We start from the raw sequence: 16,825 nt of genomic DNA, 5'->3' as shown, positions 1-16,825 counted from the left end.
CGTATGTTGCTATTCTATTTCTCAAATATGTTACAATACTCAACAAGATAAAGGATAGCGGTTAAGAGAAAGCGGAGGGAAGCGCATGACGTTACGGCTGATAACGGGGCGTTCCGGGAGCGGCAAGACGCGGCTGTGCCTGGACGAAATCAGGGGCAGGCTGAAGGAAGCCCCGCTCGGAGCGCCCCTGATTTTGCTCGTGCCCGAGCAGGCGACCTTCCAGGCCGAATACGAGATGGCGACGACGCCGGGACTGAACGGCTTTATGAGGGCGCAGGTGCTCAGCTTTCGCCGGCTCGCGTTCCGGGTCATGCAGGAGACCGGCGGTTCGGCGGTCGTATCGATTCACGACAACGGCAAAGCGATGCTTTTACATAAAGTGCTGGAGGCCAGAAAAGAGAGCTTGCGGCTGTTCCGTGGGGGCAAAGGGGATTCGGGGCTGATCGCCGACATCAACGATCTGTTGACGGAGATGAAGCGGTACGGCGTCGACGGCGCAAAGCTGGCCGAGCACGCCGAAGCGGCGGGGCGGACGGCGGCCGGAGCCAAGGACGGCGCGATGCTTGCGGACAAGCTGCACGACTTGGCGACGATCTACGCCGACATGGAGCGGGAGCTGTCCGGACATTGGCTGGACGGAGAGGATATGCTGGATTGGCTCGTCCGGGGGGCGCAGCGTTCTTCGCTGCTGTCCGGCGCGGAAATCTGGCTGGACGGCTTTCACGGTTTTACGCCGGGGGAATACGCGGTCATCGAAGCGCTGCTCGCCAAATCGGACAGAGTAAGCGCGGCGTTGTGCGTCGATCGGCCGTACGGCGCGGGAGAGCGGCCGGACGAGCTGGACCTGTTTCATCCGACGGCGGAGACGTCCGCGCAGCTGTGCGAGCTGGCGCTGGCGGCGGGCGTCGCCCTGGAGCCGCCGACGGTGCTGGAGCCGGAAGTCGCGCCGCGTTTTCGCGACAATGGGATGCTGGCGTTTCTGGAGCGGAATTGGGAGAACCGGAAGCGCTGGGACGGCGACCCCGCCGTGCTGGAGCCGGGGCATCCGGAATGCGGCCTGTCGCTTTGCGAGGCGGCGAACCGCCGAACGGAGGCGGAGGCCGTCGCCCGCGACATGCTGCGCCGGGTTCGCGAGGAAGGCCGGCGCTGGCGGGAGATGGCCGTCTTCGTGCGCAAGCTCGACGACTATGCGGATCTGCTGAAAGCCGCGTTAAGCGAGTACGGCATCCCGCACTTCCTCGACGGCAAAGCGAGCGTCTCGCATCATCCGTTCGTCGAATTCGTCCGCTCGGCGCTCGAATGCGTCACCGGAGGCTGGCGGGCGGAGGCGGTGTTCCGTTGCGCGAAAACGGATCTGCTCGGCACGCCGGAGCGGAGAGTTGCGAGAGACGAGGTCGACCGGCTGGAAAATTACGCGCTGGCCGCGGGAATCGACGGCTGGCGCTGGTATTCGGACCAGGCGTGGTTCCCGCTTTACGGCGGAGACGTCGAGGACGAGTCGGAGCCGGGTTCGGCTTCCGTTAAGGAGCTGGAAGCGCTGCTGGAAATCCGCGACGCGCTGCTCAAGCCGCTGCTGGCGCTGGAAGGACGGCTGAAGGCGGCCGGATCGGTCCGGGAGCTGTGCGAGGCCGTCTATCTGTTTCTTGAGGAGACGGGAGCGGCGGACCGGCTGGAGAGCTGGTCGAAGGAGGACGAGCTGGCCGGGCGTCCGGACCGGATGGCGTTTCATCGTCCGCTCTGGGACGGAGTCGTCTATTTGCTCGACCAGTTGGTGGAGCTGATGGGAGACCGTCTCCCGGATCTGGAGCTGTTCGCCGGGATGGTCGATTCCGGGCTGGAGGAGCTGAAGCTGGGCGCCGTGCCGCCTTCGCTCGACGGCGTGCTGATCGGCAGTCCCGAGCGGACGAGATCGGACCTTATCCGGATCGTCTATTTGCTGGGCGCGAGCGACGGCGTGCTGCCGATGCGGATTCCCGAGAACGGCCTGCTTGCGGAGGAAGAGCGGGACCGGCTGGCGTCGGCGGGGCTTCGGCTCGCGCCTGGCGCGAGGCGTCGGCTGCTCGACGAGGAGTTTCTGGCGTATTTGACGTTGACGACGCCGTCCCGTCATCTGTGGATCAGCTATCCGATCGCCAACGAGGAAGGCCAGACGCTGCTGCCGTCGCCATGGATCGGCAAGCTGCGCAGACGGTTCCCGGGCATACCGGTGCAAGCGGTGGCGGCCGAGCCGCAGCCGACGCAGCCGGAGGCGGCGCAGCTCGCCTACGCCGCCCACCCGGGGAAAGCGATGACCCATCTGCTGAACCGGCTGCGAGGCTGGCGGCAGGGCGAGGCGATGACGCCGGGCTGGTGGGCGGTGTACGATTGGCTGCTCGGCCAGGACGAATGGAGGCCGAGACTGCGTTCGCTCGTCGGCTCCCTGAGCTATTCGAACGAAGAGAAGCCGCTGTCGCCGGAGACGAGCCGGCTGCTCTACGGAGACCGACTGCTGGCGAGCGTATCGCGGATGGAGCGGTTTATCGCGTGCCCGTTCCAGCATTTTGCCGTGCACGGGCTGCGCTTGCAGGAGCGGCGTCTCTATCGGGTCGAGTCGCCCGATATCGGGCAGCTGTTCCACGCGGCGCTGCGGCAGACGACCGAGAAGCTGTTCGCCGAAGGACCGGCGGCACTGGACGCTCTCAGATGGCAGAGCGAGGCCGCCGCCGCGGTGGACAAGCTGCTGCCGCGGGTGCAGTCGCAAATTCTGCTGTCCTCCCACCGCCATCAGGCGATGGCGCGCAAGCTGCGGGACATCGTGACGAAGGCTTCCGCGATGCTGGGCGAGCATGCGGCCTTGTCGGCGTTCAAGCCGGTCGGCCTGGAGCTGAGCTTCGGACCGGACGGCCTGCTCCCGGCGCTGTCGCTCCCGCTGGACGATTCCCGTTGGATGGATATCGTCGGGAAGATCGACCGCGTGGACGCGGCCGAATCGTCGGCGGGCCTCCTGTTGCGCATTCTGGACTACAAGTCCAGCGCGACGAAGCTGAAGCTGGACGAGGTGGCGCACGGGCTGTCGCTGCAGATGCTCACTTATTTGGACGTCGTCGTTACGCACGCTCCGCATTGGCTGGGCCGCGCGGCGAAGCCGGCCGGTGTGCTTTATTTTCACGTGCAGAATCCGCTGCTGAACACGCCGAACGGGCTGTCCCCCGAGGAGGCCAGGAACGCCTTGTTCAAGCAGTACCGGATGCAGGGCCTGCTGCTGGCCGACGGGGAATCGGTCAAGCTGATGGACGAGTCGCTGAACAGGGAGAGCAAATCGGCGGTCGTGCCCGTCGAGTTCAAGAAGGACGGCGCGTTCTCCGCGCGTTCGCAGGTGGCCAGCGAGTCCGAATGGGACGTGCTTCGCGGCTCGGTCCGCTCGCAGATTCGCCGGATCGGCAAGCGGATCGCGGACGGGGATGTGGCGATCGCGCCCTACCGGCTCGACAAGCGGAGTCCGTGCGCGTTCTGTGACTATCGGCCCGTATGCCATTTCGACACGCTGGTCGAAGGCAACGGGTACCAGACTTTAAGCAAGGCGTCCGACCGCGAGCAGCTGTGGAGAAGGTTGGCGCTTGAAGCCAAGGGGGATGAACCGCGGTGAAGCAGGGGCAACGATGGCCGGCGAAGCCGGAGGGCAGCCGCTGGACGGACGAGCAGTGGGCGGCGATCGCGGCGGACGGAGCGCATCTGCTCGTCGCCGCCGCGGCCGGATCGGGCAAAACGGCGGTGCTCGTCGAAAGGATCATTTCGCGGATCGCCGACGAGAGCCGTCCGCTGGACGTGGACGCGATGCTCGTGGCGACGTTCACGAAGGCGGCCGCGGCCGAGATGAAGGAGCGCATACGCCATGCGCTAGAGGAGGCGCTGGAGCGCGCTCCGGAATCGAAGCATCTGCGCCGCCAGATCGCGCTGCTGCCGCGGGCTTCGGTGACGACGCTGCACTCGTTCTGCCTGGAGGTCGTGGAGCGCTACGCGCCGCTGATCGAGCTCGATCCAGGCTTCCGGATGGCGAACGACACCGAGGCGGGACTGCTGCGCATGGATACGCTCGACGAGCTGTTCGAGGAGCGCTATGCGGCCGAAGGAGGCAGCGGCGAGCTGGCTTTGCTGGCGGATCGCTTCGGCGGGGAGCGGGACGACGAGCCGCTTCACCGGCTCGTGCTCGAGCTGCACGAATTCGCGGGCAGTCACCCATGGCCGGAGCATTGGCTCCGCGAGACGGCCGCCCGGTTCGGCGAAGCTGAGGCCGGCGAGCTGCTGGAATCGCTATGGGTCAAGAGCCTGCGCGACGACGCCGAACTGCTGCTGCAGGGAACGCTGCAAATGCTGCGCGCGGCGCTTCGCATTGCGCACGAACCGGGCGGTCCCGAGCCGTACATCGAGACGCTGTTCGCCGACATCGACGGGCTGGAGCAAGCGGCGGCGGCATTCGCGACGGACTCGTGGGAGGCCTGGCAGGCCGCCGCGTCGGGCATTCGCTTCGGCAGGCTCAAGGCGTGCAAAGGCGACGAATACGATCCGGCGCTGATCGAGCGGGTCAAAGCGTTGCGGGAATCGGCGAAGAAGACGGCCGGCAAGCTGGCCGAGGAATGGCTTGTCCGCACTCCGGAGCAGTACGCGCGGGAGCTGCGCGAGCTGGCTCCGGAGATGATGAGCCTGGCCGAGTTGGCGATCGGGTTCGGGGAGCGCTACGAGCAGGCCAAGCGGGCGAAGGGACTTCTGGATTTCGGGGATCTGGAGCATTACGCGCTGCGCATTTTGCGCGACGCTTCCTCGACTCCGGACAACAGCGTGCCTTCTCTTGCGGCGCTCGGTTTCCGCGACCGGTTCGCGGAAATCTATCTCGACGAATACCAGGATACGAACGAAGTGCAGGAGGCGATCGTCTCGCTGATCGCCAGAAGCGATCCCGGCAACGTGTTTATGGTCGGCGACGTCAAGCAGAGCATCTACCGGTTTCGGCTGGCCGAGCCGGGCTTGTTTCTGGAAAAATACAAAACCTATTTGCCGTACGAGGCGGATATCGCCGACGCCGGCAGGCTGGAGGGCGAGCCGGGCCTGCGCATCGACCTGGCGCGGAATTTCCGCAGCAGACGGGAAATTCTGAACGCCGCCAACCACGTCTTCCGGCTCATTATGCGCGAGCCGGTCGGAGAGATTGACTACGACGAGCAGGCGGAACTGAAGTATAGCGACGGCTACCCCGAGGCGCAGACAGAAGCCGGGGGAAGCAATCCGTACGCCGTCGAGCTGATCGTGCTGGACGGGGCGGCCTCGGCGGCTTCGGAGGACGAAGAAGGGGCCGAAAACCCGCAGGCCGGAGCGGACGACCGCAGCGCTCGGGACGACGAGCCGGGCGCCGCCGACGAAAGCTCCGAGGAGACGGAGGACCTGGAAGCGGCGCAGATCGAGGCCCGCTGCATCGCGGACGAGATTCGCAAGCTGATGGGAACCGGCGGGGGAGAAGACCAGGTTCCGCCGTTCGCGGTGTACGACGCCAAGGCGAAGCTGCATCGGCCGGTGCAGTACCGGGACATCGTCATTTTGCTGCGGGCGGTGTCCGCGCTGGCTCCGACGATGATCGAGGAGCTGAAGGCGGCGGGCATTCCCGCCTACGCGGATCTGGCGACCGGCTATTTCGCGGCGACGGAGGTGGACACCGTGCTGTCGCTGCTGTCGGTTATCGACAATCCGCGCCAGGACATTCCGCTCGCGGGCGTGCTTCGCTCGCCGATCGGCGGCCTCTCGGCCGAGGACCTGGCGCGGATTCGCCTCGTTCGCCGCAGAGGCTCGTTCTGGGAGGCGTTCGCGGCGGCCGCGGGCGGCGGAGAAGCCGCAGAGGCTGCTTTGCCGGACCCGGGCGTTCGCCGATCCCTCGGCGAATTTCTCGGCAGGCTGGAGATATGGCGCGATTTCGCCCGCAGAGAGCCGCTCGGGGAGCTGCTGTGGATGCTCTACCGGGAGACGGGCTACTATGACTTCGTCGGGGGCTTGCCCGGAGGCGGGCAGCGCCAGGCGAATTTGCGCGCGCTGGTCGACCGGGCGATCCAGTATGAGCGCTCCTCCCGTTTCCGCGGGCTGTTCCGCTTCCTGCGGTTTCTGGGCCGGATGCGCGACACCGGCGCGGACCTGGGGGCGGCCCGGGCGCTCGGAGAGAGCGAGAACGTCGTGCGGATCGTCTCGATTCACCGCAGCAAGGGGCTGGAGTTTCCCGTCGTCTTCGCCGCGGGTCTCGGCCGCAATTTCAATCGCAGGGATTTGAACGGCGCGTTCCTGAAGCATAAGAAGCTGGGCTTCGGACCGCGCGTGTACGAGCGGGATACCCGCGTCACGTATCCGACGCTGCCGCAGCTTGCGATTCGCAGGAAGCTTGCCGCGGAGATGCTGGCCGAGGAGATGCGCGTGCTGTACGTGGCGCTGACCCGGCCCAAGGAGAAGCTGTTCCTGATCGGGGCGAGCAAGGACGCGGCCAAGCTGCGGGAGCAATGGGCGGAGACGGCCGCGATGGCCGAGAACGGCCTGCCTCCGCATGCGGCGGCGGCCGCGCGGAAATATTTGGACTGGCTCGGTCCCGCGGCGGCGCTGGCCGCCGAGTCGGCCGATCCGGCGAGCAGGTGGCTTATCCGCTTCGAGCCGTTCGCGGCTTATACGAACCGCGTCTCCGAGGCGCAGGAAGCCGCTCCCGACGACAATCGGCTGTGGAACGCCGTAGTCGACGGCGATCCGGTCCGTGCGGCGGCTGCTCCGACCGCGGAGGCGATCGGCCGCATATTGTCCTGGCGGTATCCGCACGAGGCCGCATCGCAGGTCGCGGCGAAAAAGTCGATCACGGCGCTGAAGCTCCGTCAGGGCGGGGAAGCGGCGGTCCGGCCGCCGGAGCTGCAAATAGCCGCCGCCGAGGAAGACGTCCCCGACGAGTGGCGCGAGCGCCTGGCGGACGACGAGGAGGCGCAGACGTCGGCGGTGACGTTCCGGCTGCGCCGCCCGCGGTTCATGTCCGCAAGGCAACTGACTCCGGCCGAACGGGGGACGGCATACCATCTCGTCATGCAGCATTTGCCGCTTGACGGGGACGCTTCCGCGGAACGGATCGCGGAGCTGCTGGACGGCCTGGAGGAACGGCGCATTTTGTCCGCGGATCAGAAAGCGGGCATCGACGCGTCCGCCGTGGCGGCGTTCTGCGCGACGCCGCTGTACGACCGGATGCGGAAGTCGGCGCGCGTGCTGCGCGAGGTGCCGTTCACGTACGGACTCGACGCCGCTTCCGTCTACCCCGGAGCGCTGGAACCGGACGCGGGCGAAACCGTAATTATACAGGGGGTAATCGACTGCTTGTTCCAGGAGGGGGACGGGCTCGTGCTCGTCGATTACAAAACGGACGCGCTGAAGGGACTCGACGCCGCCGCGGCCGCGGAGAAGCACCGGTTCCAGGTGGAGCGGTATGCGGAAGCGGCCGGCGGCGTCGCGGGCATGCCGGTCAAGGAGACGTACGTCTATTTCTTCGACGACGGCGGCCATGTCGTCCGGGTGATCTGACGGACGCGAGCCGTCTTGCGCCGTCCGGAACGGCCAAGCGAAAATAAGCTGCAGGGGGATGCGTTATGTCGGCCGAAGCCGAGAAGAAGAACAAAAACGGAAAGTCGTATGTCATCGGAGCGGTGTTGATCGCGTTCGTCGTTCTGATGACGTTGGTGATTATGGGGTATTCGAAGTACGTGCTGGAGGACCAGGCGCGCACAACCGATCAGGGACAGCGGCTCGCCGAGCGGTACGTGTACGCCCAGCTGTTCGCGGAGCGTCTCCGCGACGGGGCCGAAGGTTTTCTCGTCGCGAAGACGGAGGCGGAGCGAATCCGCGCCGCCAAGCAGCTCGCCGAGGCCAGGCTGGCGGGTTCCGAGGCGCTGGCGCTGCTGGTGGAAGCGGAGAGCGCGGCGTCCGGACTGCCGCGGGAAGAGGCAGGCAAGCCGGTGACGGAAGCGGCGGATGCCGTGATCGGAGCGGACGGCCCGCTGGCCGTCATCGGCGAAAGCGGCGGCCCGCTGACGGAGGCGGAGATCGCTTTGCTGGGCGACGTTCGGGACGCGGCGGCGGGCATCGAGGAAGCGCTGAAGGGCTATCGGGCCCCTTCGGGCGAAGCGGGCTACCGCCAGATGGCGACGCTGGGCGAGTGGAAGCCGTACGCCCTCGAAGCCTCCGCCAACCTGCAGCGGCTTGCCGCCGCCGTTCGGCGATAGAGTCGGAAGAACGAGCCCATTTTGCGCACCTCCATGTAGCCAAACGCCTACGCCCGCATATGATGTTGAGGAAACGGGCGCCCAAGGAGAGAATGCTCATGGAGAAAGCAAAACCGATGCCGCAGCCGGCGCCGCAGCCTGCGCAGAAATCCGTGCAGCAAGCGGCTACAGGGCATCACGGGTACCATCCGGCGCCGGCGCACAAGCCGGTCGGCAAAAAGGTAACGAAATCGATGTGCGAAGCCCACATGCATCGTTACGTCGAAGTGCAGGCGGCCGACGGCTTCTGCTACGACGGCATCGTGGAGCACGTGGACGACGAATGGCTGTGTCTGGCGGTTCCCGGCTCGGTGGAGCCGACGCGGGGATTTTTCCCGCCGCCGTTTTATCCGCCGTTCGGAGGGGGCTTCTACCCTTTCCGTCCGCGCCGGTTCAACAGGCTGATTTTGCCGCTCGCGGGCTTGGCGGCGATCTCTTTACTGCCTTATTATTGGTAATCGGAGAGCCTGAGCGGCAGGGACCTGCGGTGTTAGCCGCGGGTCCCTGCCCATTGGACGGGGAGGGGCCGGATGCGGTATGATGGATGCATATGCCAACTCGTTAAAGGGGTGCGTCCATTTGCCGGATTGTTTGTTTTGCAAAATCGTCGAAGGCACGATTCCTTCCCGGAAAGTATACGAAGACGATCTCGTTTACGCTTTTCACGATATTCAGCCGCAGGCTCCCGTTCACCTGCTCGTCATTCCCAAGAAGCACATCGCCACGATGAACGATTGCCAGCCTGAGGACCAGGCGCTGCTCGGGCATCTGCTGCTGGCGTCCAAGAAAATCGCGCAGGAGGCGGGCCTCGAGGAATCCGGCTACCGTCTCGTCAACAATTGCGGGCGCGACTCGGGACAGCTGGTGTTCCATATCCACTGGCACATTCTCGGCGGCGAGCCGCTCGGCCCGTTAAACGCGCCGGGAGAACATTAAAGCGCATGAACGCGTGCATGGGCGAAGGAAAAACTTAGCGCCGGACGAATCGGATTTATTGCTCGGCTCAAGTTGACACTGCCTTTCCTCATCACATATAATATAGTTTGATAACCGTGTTGGGTCTGTTGCGGAGGGAGGGAAAACAGGTGGCCGAAACAAAAGTACGAAAAAATGAAACAATCGACGCTGCACTCCGCCGCTTCAAGCGTTCCATTGCCAAAGATGGCGTTCTCGCGGAAGTGAAGAAACGTAAGCATTACGAAAAGCCAAGCGTGAAGCGGAAGCTGAAATCCGAAGCTGCGCGCAAACGGAAGTACTAGGAGGAATCCGCACTCATGAATCTTGCGGAGCGACTGAACGATGATATGAAGCAAGCGATGAAGAGCGGGGACAAATTCCGTCTCCAGACGATTCGCCTGATTCGGGCATCGATCAAAAATCAAGAAATCGAGCTGCGCCGGCCGCTTGACGATAACGAAACGCTTAATATATTGAGCCGTGAACTCAAGCAACGACGCGATTCCCAGCTGGACTTCGAGAAGGGCGGCCGGGAAGACCTCGTAAGCAATGTCAGGGCAGAAATTGAGATCATCTCCGAATATCTACCGCGACAGCTTACAGAAGAAGAAATCAAAGCAATCGTTGTGCAGACCATGCAAGAAACCGGTGCTTCTTCTAAAGCCGACCTCGGGAAATTGATGGGCGTTCTTATGCCCAAGGTGAAAGGCGTTGCGGACGGCAAGCTCGTCAATGCAATCGTCCAGCAATCTCTGCAATAATCAGACATGACAGACTGGCACTCCCGCAATTGGGGGTGCTTTTTGCCATGCGCGGACTTTTCTGCCCCCGAATCGAATGCGGAAACGGTCCGGGCGGGTTTGATAGGAAACAAAATGAGCAAAATAGCAGGAATGAAACGCATCGGTTGTCGAAACGTAATATAGAGTATGTTAAATGCACACAGAAGGGACAAGGAGGGGAGGAAAAATATGGGCGTAGAGACATTGCGGAACGTCCGCACGCCGCGGAGATCGCGAATCGGCCTGGCCGTGCTGGCGTTGCTCGGCCTCCTGTCGCTGCTGGGCGCTGCGTCTGGCCATGCACGGGCGGAGGAGCTGCCCTCGGCGGGCGCCGTATACGTCATTCCCGTGCAGCAGACGGTTCAGAGCGGCCTGGCCTCGTTCCTGGATCGGGCGCTTAACGAAGCGGAAGAGGCAAAGGCGTCGCTGATCGTGCTCGACATCGATACGCCGGGAGGACGGCTCGATACGGCGGAGGAGATCGGCAAGCGCATTCGCGAAGCTTCCGTTCCGACGGTCGCCTTCGTGACCGGCAAGGCGGCTTCGGCGGGCGCTTACCTGTCGCTGAACGCCGGAGACATCGCGATGGCTCCGGGCTCGACGATCGGCGCGGCCATGATCGTGGACGGAGCCGGCAACGCGATCGACAATCCGAAGCTCGTCTCGTTCTGGAGCGAGGAGATGCGCGCGGCCGCGGAAATGAACGGACGCCATCCGGGCATCGCCATCGGCATGGTCGATCCGAACCGGGTCGTCGAGATGGAGGAGATCGGCGAGACGAGCCAGCAAGGACAGATCATTTCGCTGAGCGCGGAAAACGCTTTTAAGGTCGGTTACGCCGACAAGCTGGCAAGCACGGTAGAGGAAGTGGTCGCCTGGAAAGGGCTGTCCGATCGCACGATCGTCGAGGTCAAGCCGTCGCTGGCGGAACGGGTATCCGAGTTCCTCACCTCTCCCGGCATCAGCCTGCTCCTGCTCGTCATCGGCATCGCGGGCGTCGCCATCGAGTTTTTCGTTCCCGGCTTCGGGGCTCCGGGCATTACCGGACTGATCGCGTTCGGGCTGTATTTCTTCGGACAGTCGATCGCCGGCTTCGCGGGCATGGAGTCGATGATCGTGTTTCTGCTCGGCATCGGTTTGCTCATTTTGGAAGTTTTCGTTCCGAGCTTCGGAATTTTGGGCATACTCGGTATTGCCTCGGTCATTGCGGGCATTACGATGGGAGCGTACGACACGGGCAACGCGCTGCGTTCGCTCGGCATCGCGGTCCTCGTGGCGGCCGTCATCGTCGGGGTTGTCGTCTACGTGTTCCGCAAGCGCGGCGTATGGAACCGGTTCATCTTGAAGGAGGAGCTGACGTCCGACAGGGGCTTCGTTCCCCAGCAGCCCCGCGAGCATTGGGTCGGGCAGACCGGGGTGGCGGTGTCGCTGCTGCGTCCGTCGGGGATTGCCGAGATCGACGGGAAGCGGCTCGACGTCATTACGTCGGGGGAATTCATCGAACAAGGCAAAGCCATCCAGGTGACGTCCGTGGACGGAACGCGCATTGTCGTAAAGGAAATTGCGGGAAATTCGTCGAATTTAAACAAGGACGCCTGAGTTTTGCCGCTTTTTGTGCATCTCTATGCGTCCCTATGCGTCACAACTAAACTTGCCGGAGGTATGTTATGAGCGGAGCGGATATTCAAGTTTTCGTTATTATCGCCATCGTCGTAATCGCGGTGTCGGTGTTCATGAGCTTTTTCCCTTTTATGCTGTGGATCTCGGCGCTGGCCGCCGGAGTTCGGATCAGCATCATCACGCTTGTGGCCATGCGGCTGCGGCGCGTCGTTCCGAGCCGGATTGTCAATCCGCTGATCAAGGCGACCAAGGCGGGGCTCGGCTTAAACATTAATCAACTGGAGAGCCATTACTTGGCGGGGGGCAACGTGGACAGAGTCGTCAATGCGCTCATTGCGGCGCAGCGTGCCGACATTCCCCTTATTTTCGAACGCGCAGCCGCGATCGATCTGGCCGGACGGGACGTCCTGCAGGCGGTACAGATGAGCGTTAACCCGAAGGTTATCGAAACTCCCGTCGTATCCGCCGTGGCGAAGAACGGCATCGAGGTTAAAGTGCGCGCTCGAGTAACGGTAAGAGCGAACATCGACCGTCTCGTCGGTGGCGCCGGCGAGGAAACGGTGCTTGCCCGGGTAGCCGAGGGCATCGTCAGCACGAACGGCGCTTCGGAGTCCCACAAGGACGTTCTGGAGCACCCCGATTTGATCTCCAGAACGGTTCTGGGCAAAGGGCTTGACGCGGGAACGGCGTTCGAAATTTTGTCCATCGACATCGCGGACGTCGACGTAGGGAAGAACATCGGCGCCCATTTGCAGACGGAACAGGCCGAAGCCGACAAGCGGATCGCCCAGGCGAAGGCGGAGGAACGCCGCGCGATGGCCGTCGCTCATGAGCAGGAGATGAAGGCGCGCGTCGTCGAGATGCAGGCGAAGGTCGTGGAGGCGGAGTCGGAGGTGCCGCTGGCGATGGCGGCCGCGCTCAAATCCGGCAATCTTGGCGTCATGGATTACATGAACCTGAAAAATATCGAAGCGGATACGCAGATGAGAGGCTCTATCGGCGGTCAGAACGATTTGCTCGGCGGAGACGGACCGAAGAAGTCTTAATCCGTCCGCGCCAAGCGGGAAGGAGGGAGCGCCGTGGAGCAGCTCGTTACGTTCCTGACCTCGAACTTTCAGTTTGTGATTGTCATCGTGGGCATTTTGTACTTTCTGTTTTTCCGCAAATCCCCGCTGGAGAAGCGTCCGCCGAACCGGATGCCGGACTTTGGAGGGGAGGCGCAGCATAGACGCCCGGAGCGGCCGGGACGGCCGCTGCCGCAGTCTCAGCCGCAGCAGCAGACGGCAAGAACCAGGCCCGTTGCGGTTCCCCAGCCGGAGAGGAGCGCCTATTCCGCGGCCGAGCGAGGCGTGTTCGCGACTCCCGACGCCGGAGGAATGGAAGAACTCGAGAGTCCGATTTTTCAGGAGCCGACAATGAAGCGGGCCGGCGCCCTGAACGGCGGCCGGGAAACCCGCACGGCCTTGCAGCAGCGGGATTTGGCGAAGGCGGTGTTGTGGTCGGAAATATTGGGCCGCCCGCGGGCGCATAAGCCCTACCGGCGCTAATTCGTCGCCGCGCCCATGAGGCTGTCCCTTAAGTAACAGAGTCATACTGAACGATGATCGATGGAATCATGTAAGTCGCATCTACCCCCTTCTGTGCCATACCTTCCTGGAATTATGAACGGATAAACCCGTGGCAGTGCCATTTCAGGACCGTATGAGGCAGTTTCCGGGAGGTAGATGCTTCTTCTTTTTTCATCGATCCTCTTGTATGCCCTGACTCAGGGGACAGCCTCTAAAACGTATAAAAAAACCGTTCCTTTGGCAAAATGGCAGGCGCATTTGCCAAAGGAACGGTTTTTTTCTATAGCTGACCAATTGATGTACATGACACTCGCCGGAATCTTTTGAGTAAAGATGTCCGAAATAGATTAACCTTCGCTATGCCTCCGCTATGACTTTACCCTTGCTCCGACAGGCGATTCCTCCGAGCCTTCAGGCTCCATAATCGGTCGAAGCGGCACAGTAACAGCCTCCCAGACCGCTAAAAGCGGGCAGTTGCCAGAATGGGCTTGCGTAACGGCCTCCCTAGACCGCTAAAAGCGGGCAGTTGCCCGAATGGGCTTGCGTAACGGCCTCCCTAGACCGCTAAATGCAGGCATCTGCCCGAATGGGCCCGCGTAACGGTCCGTCAGACCGCTAAAAGCGGGCAGATGCCCGAATGGGCTTGTGTAGCGGCCTCCCAGACCGCTAAATGTAGGCAGTTGCCCGAATGGGCCCGCGTAACGGTCCGTCAGACCGCTAAAAGCGGGCAGATGCCCGAATGGGCCAGCGTAGCGGCCTCCCGGACCGCTAAAAGCGAGCATCTGCCCGGATGGGCCCGCGTAACGGTCCGTCAGACCGCTAAAAGCGGGCGGCGCTCGAATTGGGCGGTCATAGTTTTTTGCGTTCCGGCAGGACGGCGAGAACGGGAGCGAGCTGGCCCGGACGGCCACATAAAGAGGGAGGCGGGCGCATATGTTTATCGTATAGGAGGGAGGACCGCCCAATGGTGCGTGTAAGCCGGAAGCTGCGCAAATGGACCGCGACGATTCTCGATCTACCGCAGGACGTCGCGCTGGACCTGCCGCGCATCACGATGATCGGCGGCCTTCAACTGACGGTGGAAAACCATCGCGGCATCGTTCACTTCTCTCCCGACAGTCTGAGGCTGGCCATGGACGGCGGAGAGATGGAGGTGACCGGAGAGAATCTGGTTATCCGCAGCATCGGGTCGGAGGAAGTGTTCGTGGAAGGAAAAATATTGGGCGTCCAATTGCATGCGAAGGGAATAACGCCAGCCTAAGCGTCCGGGGCCGTCATGCCCCATTATCATCATCATGCCATAACGCCGTCATGCCGACTCGAAGCGCCGTTGGGCGCTTCGCGGCATGGCGGCGGAATGGCTCGTCCGGACGCGGAAAGCCGGGACAAGCCCTTATGCCGGGAGGGAGCAGGAATGAAAGGAAACTGGGTCGCGTACGCGCGCGGTTACGTATGGGTCAAGCTGATCGGGGAAGCCTCCGAGCGATTCGTTAACTTGGCGACGAGAGAGCGGATCGACTTGTGGCATATTTCGTTTACGCCGGAAGGGGAAATGACGTTCGGGGTGGCGATTCCCGACTTCTTCCGGATGCGGGCGCTGCTGAAGGAGAGCGGCTGCCGCACCCGGATTATTTCCAGACACGGCCTGCCGTTCCGGCTGGCCCGGCTTTCCAGGCGCAAGACGTTCGCGGCGGGCATGCTGGGGTTTGTCCTGGCGCTGTTCGTGCTGTCCACGCTGATCTGGGATGTGCGCGTAGAGGGCAATTCGGCGATTCCCGAGGAGAAAATCCGCCAGGCCGCGAGAGCCGAAGGCATCTACGATTACCAGTGGTCGTTCCGGCTCGGAGACGCGGCCACGCTGTCGCAGCGGCTTGCGCTGCGGCTGCCCGAGGCGGCCTGGGTCGGCGTGGACAAGCGCGGCACGTCCGTTACGATTACGGTCGTCGAGTCGACGAAGCCGGAGAGCAAGGAGCTGGAGGGGCCGCGGCATCTTGTCGCCAAGGCGGATGCGGTGGTGACCCGCATCGTGGCGGAGAACGGTCGGCCCAAGGTAGAACGTAACGACCGGGTGCGCAAGGGCGACATTCTGATCTCGGGCATACTCGGCGAAGGGAACAACAGCAAACAGGTCGTCTCCAAGGGCAAGGTGATGGGGCTGGTCTGGCACGAGTACCGGATCGTCTCGCCGCTGCAGGCGAAGACGCGAAATTTGACCGGGGAGTCCAAGGAGAGGGGTTACCTGGTCATCGGCAGCAGGGCGCTGCAAATTTTGGGCTACGGCGGCGAACCGTTCGAGCGCTCGCAAATTCGCACGGAGCTCCAGAAAGCCCGGCTCTGGAACATGGAGCTGCCGTTCGGCACGATGAAGGAGCACGAGCTGGAAGTCGTCGAAATCGGCAAAAAGCTGACTTCCGCGGAGGCGAAAGAGGTCGGACTCGCTCAGGCGCGAGCCGAATTGCTCGCGAAGGCCGGCAAGGATGCGACAATTAAAGCGGAAAACATTTTGCATGAACATACCGAGAATGGTAAAGTGTTGTTAACCGTTCTTTTTGAAGTGGAACAATCCATCGAGGTCGAACGTCCAATTACGTAACGGACAGGGTTTAGGGGGAATGAGTTTTTTTGACGGAACTAAAGCATTCGACAACGATCCCGCTCAGCAACGCGGCAGAAGGGCTGGCGCTGTTCGGCCCGCAAGACAAGTTTCTGCGCCTCATCGAGAAGGAAACCGTGTCGCTCATCCGATCGAGGGACGCGGAAATCTATATTGAAGGACCGGAAGAGGAAGTCCGTTCCCTGCAGCAGCTGTTCGAGACGCTGATCCAGCTCATTCAGGGCGGCCTGCAGCTCGGCGAACGCGACGTGCGCTACGCGCTCGAGCTGGCGCGCGAGATGAAAGCGGACGAACTGCTCTCCCTGTTCAAGGGAGAGATTACGCTCACCTTCCGCGGCAAGCCGATCATTCCGAAGACGCTGGGCCAGCGCCATTACGTCACGACGATTCGCAAGAAGGACATCGTGCTCGGAATCGGGCCCGCCGGCACCGGCAAGACGTATCTCGCCGTCATGAGCGCCATCGCCGCTCTGAAGGAGGGCCGGGTCAAGCGTATTTTGCTCACCCGCCCGGCCGTGGAGGCCGGGGAGAACCTCGGGTTCCTGCCTGGGGACCTGCAGGAGAAGGTCGATCCGTACTTGCGCCCGCTGTACGACGCGCTTAACGACGCGCTTGGCGCCGAAGGCGTCGCCAAGGCGATGGAACGCGGCCAGATCGAGATCGCTCCGCTCGCTTACATGAGAGGACGCACGCTGGACGATTCGTTCGTCATTCTGGACGAAGCGCAGAACACGACGCCGGAGCAGATGAAGATGTTCCTGACGAGGCTCGGCTTCGGCTCCCGGATGGTCATTACCGGAGACGTGACGCAGATCGATCTGCCGAAGGGGAAGAAGTCGGGATTGACGGAGGCCGAGCGGATTCTTCGCTCTATCGAAGAGATCGGAATCGTGTACTTCTCCGATCAGGACGTCGTCAGACACGCGCTCGTGCAGAAGATCATTCTCGCTTACAACGCAGACCAGGAACAATAAAACCCTTAAGGGA

13 protein-coding genes are annotated in these 16,825 nt (G+C 62.8%); all 13 read left to right on the top strand.

Annotated features, from left to right (window positions below):
• The first annotated feature begins 85 nt into the window (after nt 1-85).
• The 13 genes from addB to ACFFT4_RS34315 all read left to right on the top strand — a co-directional run bounded on the left by addB (nt 86) and on the right by ACFFT4_RS34315 (nt 16,812).
• On the top strand, nt 86-3,625 hold the full coding sequence (addB, locus tag ACFFT4_RS34375; protein ID WP_378054245.1) for a helicase-exonuclease AddAB subunit AddB: 3,540 nt from the start codon (nt 86-88) through the stop codon (nt 3,623-3,625).
• Nucleotides 3,622-7,560, top strand: coding sequence for a UvrD-helicase domain-containing protein (locus ACFFT4_RS34370; protein WP_378054243.1), 3,939 nt, complete (start codon nt 3,622-3,624; stop codon nt 7,558-7,560). The genes addB and ACFFT4_RS34370 overlap by 4 nt, the downstream gene beginning before the upstream one ends.
• 65 nt (nt 7,561-7,625) lie before the next feature.
• The gene (locus ACFFT4_RS34365; RefSeq protein ID WP_378054241.1) at nt 7,626-8,258 is read left to right on the top strand and encodes a hypothetical protein; all 633 of its coding nucleotides are present in this window, start codon (nt 7,626-7,628) and stop codon (nt 8,256-8,258) included.
• 98 nt (nt 8,259-8,356) lie between these two features.
• A complete protein-coding gene (locus tag ACFFT4_RS34360; RefSeq protein WP_378054239.1) occupies nt 8,357-8,755 on the top strand; it encodes a hypothetical protein in 399 nt (132 codons plus the stop codon).
• A 79-nt stretch (nt 8,756-8,834) separates the two neighbouring features.
• The gene (locus ACFFT4_RS34355) at nt 8,835-9,233 is read left to right on the top strand and encodes a histidine triad nucleotide-binding protein (RefSeq protein ID WP_378054237.1); all 399 of its coding nucleotides are present in this window, start codon (nt 8,835-8,837) and stop codon (nt 9,231-9,233) included.
• A gap of 149 nt (nt 9,234-9,382) precedes the next feature.
• Entirely contained in the window at nt 9,383-9,556 is a 174-nt protein-coding gene (rpsU, locus tag ACFFT4_RS34350; RefSeq protein WP_094041673.1) for a 30S ribosomal protein S21, read from the top strand.
• Nucleotides 9,557-9,571: 15 nt separating this feature from the next.
• Nucleotides 9,572-10,015 (top strand): GatB/YqeY domain-containing protein, encoded by a 444-nt coding sequence (locus ACFFT4_RS34345; protein WP_378054235.1) that lies wholly within the window; start codon nt 9,572-9,574, stop codon nt 10,013-10,015.
• A gap of 210 nt (nt 10,016-10,225) precedes the next feature.
• Nucleotides 10,226-11,635, top strand: coding sequence for an NfeD family protein (locus ACFFT4_RS34340; protein ID WP_378054233.1), 1,410 nt, complete (start codon nt 10,226-10,228; stop codon nt 11,633-11,635).
• Between the two features lie 68 nt (nt 11,636-11,703).
• A complete protein-coding gene (gene floA, locus ACFFT4_RS34335; RefSeq protein WP_378054231.1) occupies nt 11,704-12,702 on the top strand; it encodes a flotillin-like protein FloA in 999 nt (332 codons plus the stop codon).
• 33 nt (nt 12,703-12,735) lie between these two features.
• The gene (locus ACFFT4_RS34330) at nt 12,736-13,203 is read left to right on the top strand and encodes a hypothetical protein (RefSeq protein ID WP_378054229.1); all 468 of its coding nucleotides are present in this window, start codon (nt 12,736-12,738) and stop codon (nt 13,201-13,203) included.
• A gap of 985 nt (nt 13,204-14,188) precedes the next feature.
• Nucleotides 14,189-14,485 carry a sporulation protein YqfC gene (gene yqfC, locus ACFFT4_RS34325; RefSeq protein ID WP_378054227.1) on the top strand — a complete coding sequence of 99 codons (297 nt, stop codon included), beginning with the start codon at nt 14,189-14,191 and terminating at the stop codon, nt 14,483-14,485.
• Between the two features lie 153 nt (nt 14,486-14,638).
• The gene (yqfD, locus tag ACFFT4_RS34320; RefSeq protein ID WP_378054225.1) at nt 14,639-15,817 is read left to right on the top strand and encodes a sporulation protein YqfD; all 1,179 of its coding nucleotides are present in this window, start codon (nt 14,639-14,641) and stop codon (nt 15,815-15,817) included.
• A 29-nt stretch (nt 15,818-15,846) separates the two neighbouring features.
• Nucleotides 15,847-16,812 carry a PhoH family protein gene (locus ACFFT4_RS34315; RefSeq protein WP_378054223.1) on the top strand — a complete coding sequence of 322 codons (966 nt, stop codon included), beginning with the start codon at nt 15,847-15,849 and terminating at the stop codon, nt 16,810-16,812.
• The last annotated feature ends 13 nt before the right edge of the window (nt 16,813-16,825 follow it).

It is taken from the genome of Cohnella cellulosilytica, assembly GCF_042431195.1.
GTDB lineage: Bacteria > Bacillota > Bacilli > Paenibacillales > Paenibacillaceae > Cohnella > Cohnella cellulosilytica.
The sequence above is the reverse complement of the archived record's forward strand: the minus strand, read 5'-3'. Positions and strand labels throughout refer to the sequence as shown.

Coding starts and splice junctions, on each gene's coding strand:
- addB (WP_378054245.1), top strand. CDS start 86: ATGACGTTACGGCTGATAACGGGGCGTTCCGGGAGCGGCAAGACGCGG.
- yqfD (WP_378054225.1), top strand. CDS start 14,639: ATGAAAGGAAACTGGGTCGCGTACGCGCGCGGTTACGTATGGGTCAAG.
- ACFFT4_RS34340 (WP_378054233.1), top strand. CDS start 10,226: ATGGGCGTAGAGACATTGCGGAACGTCCGCACGCCGCGGAGATCGCGA.
- ACFFT4_RS34355 (WP_378054237.1), top strand. CDS start 8,835: ATGATGGATGCATATGCCAACTCGTTAAAGGGGTGCGTCCATTTGCCG.
- ACFFT4_RS34345 (WP_378054235.1), top strand. CDS start 9,572: ATGAATCTTGCGGAGCGACTGAACGATGATATGAAGCAAGCGATGAAG.
- yqfC (WP_378054227.1), top strand. CDS start 14,189: ATGGTGCGTGTAAGCCGGAAGCTGCGCAAATGGACCGCGACGATTCTC.
- floA (WP_378054231.1), top strand. CDS start 11,704: ATGAGCGGAGCGGATATTCAAGTTTTCGTTATTATCGCCATCGTCGTA.
- ACFFT4_RS34365 (WP_378054241.1), top strand. CDS start 7,626: ATGTCGGCCGAAGCCGAGAAGAAGAACAAAAACGGAAAGTCGTATGTC.
- ACFFT4_RS34360 (WP_378054239.1), top strand. CDS start 8,357: ATGGAGAAAGCAAAACCGATGCCGCAGCCGGCGCCGCAGCCTGCGCAG.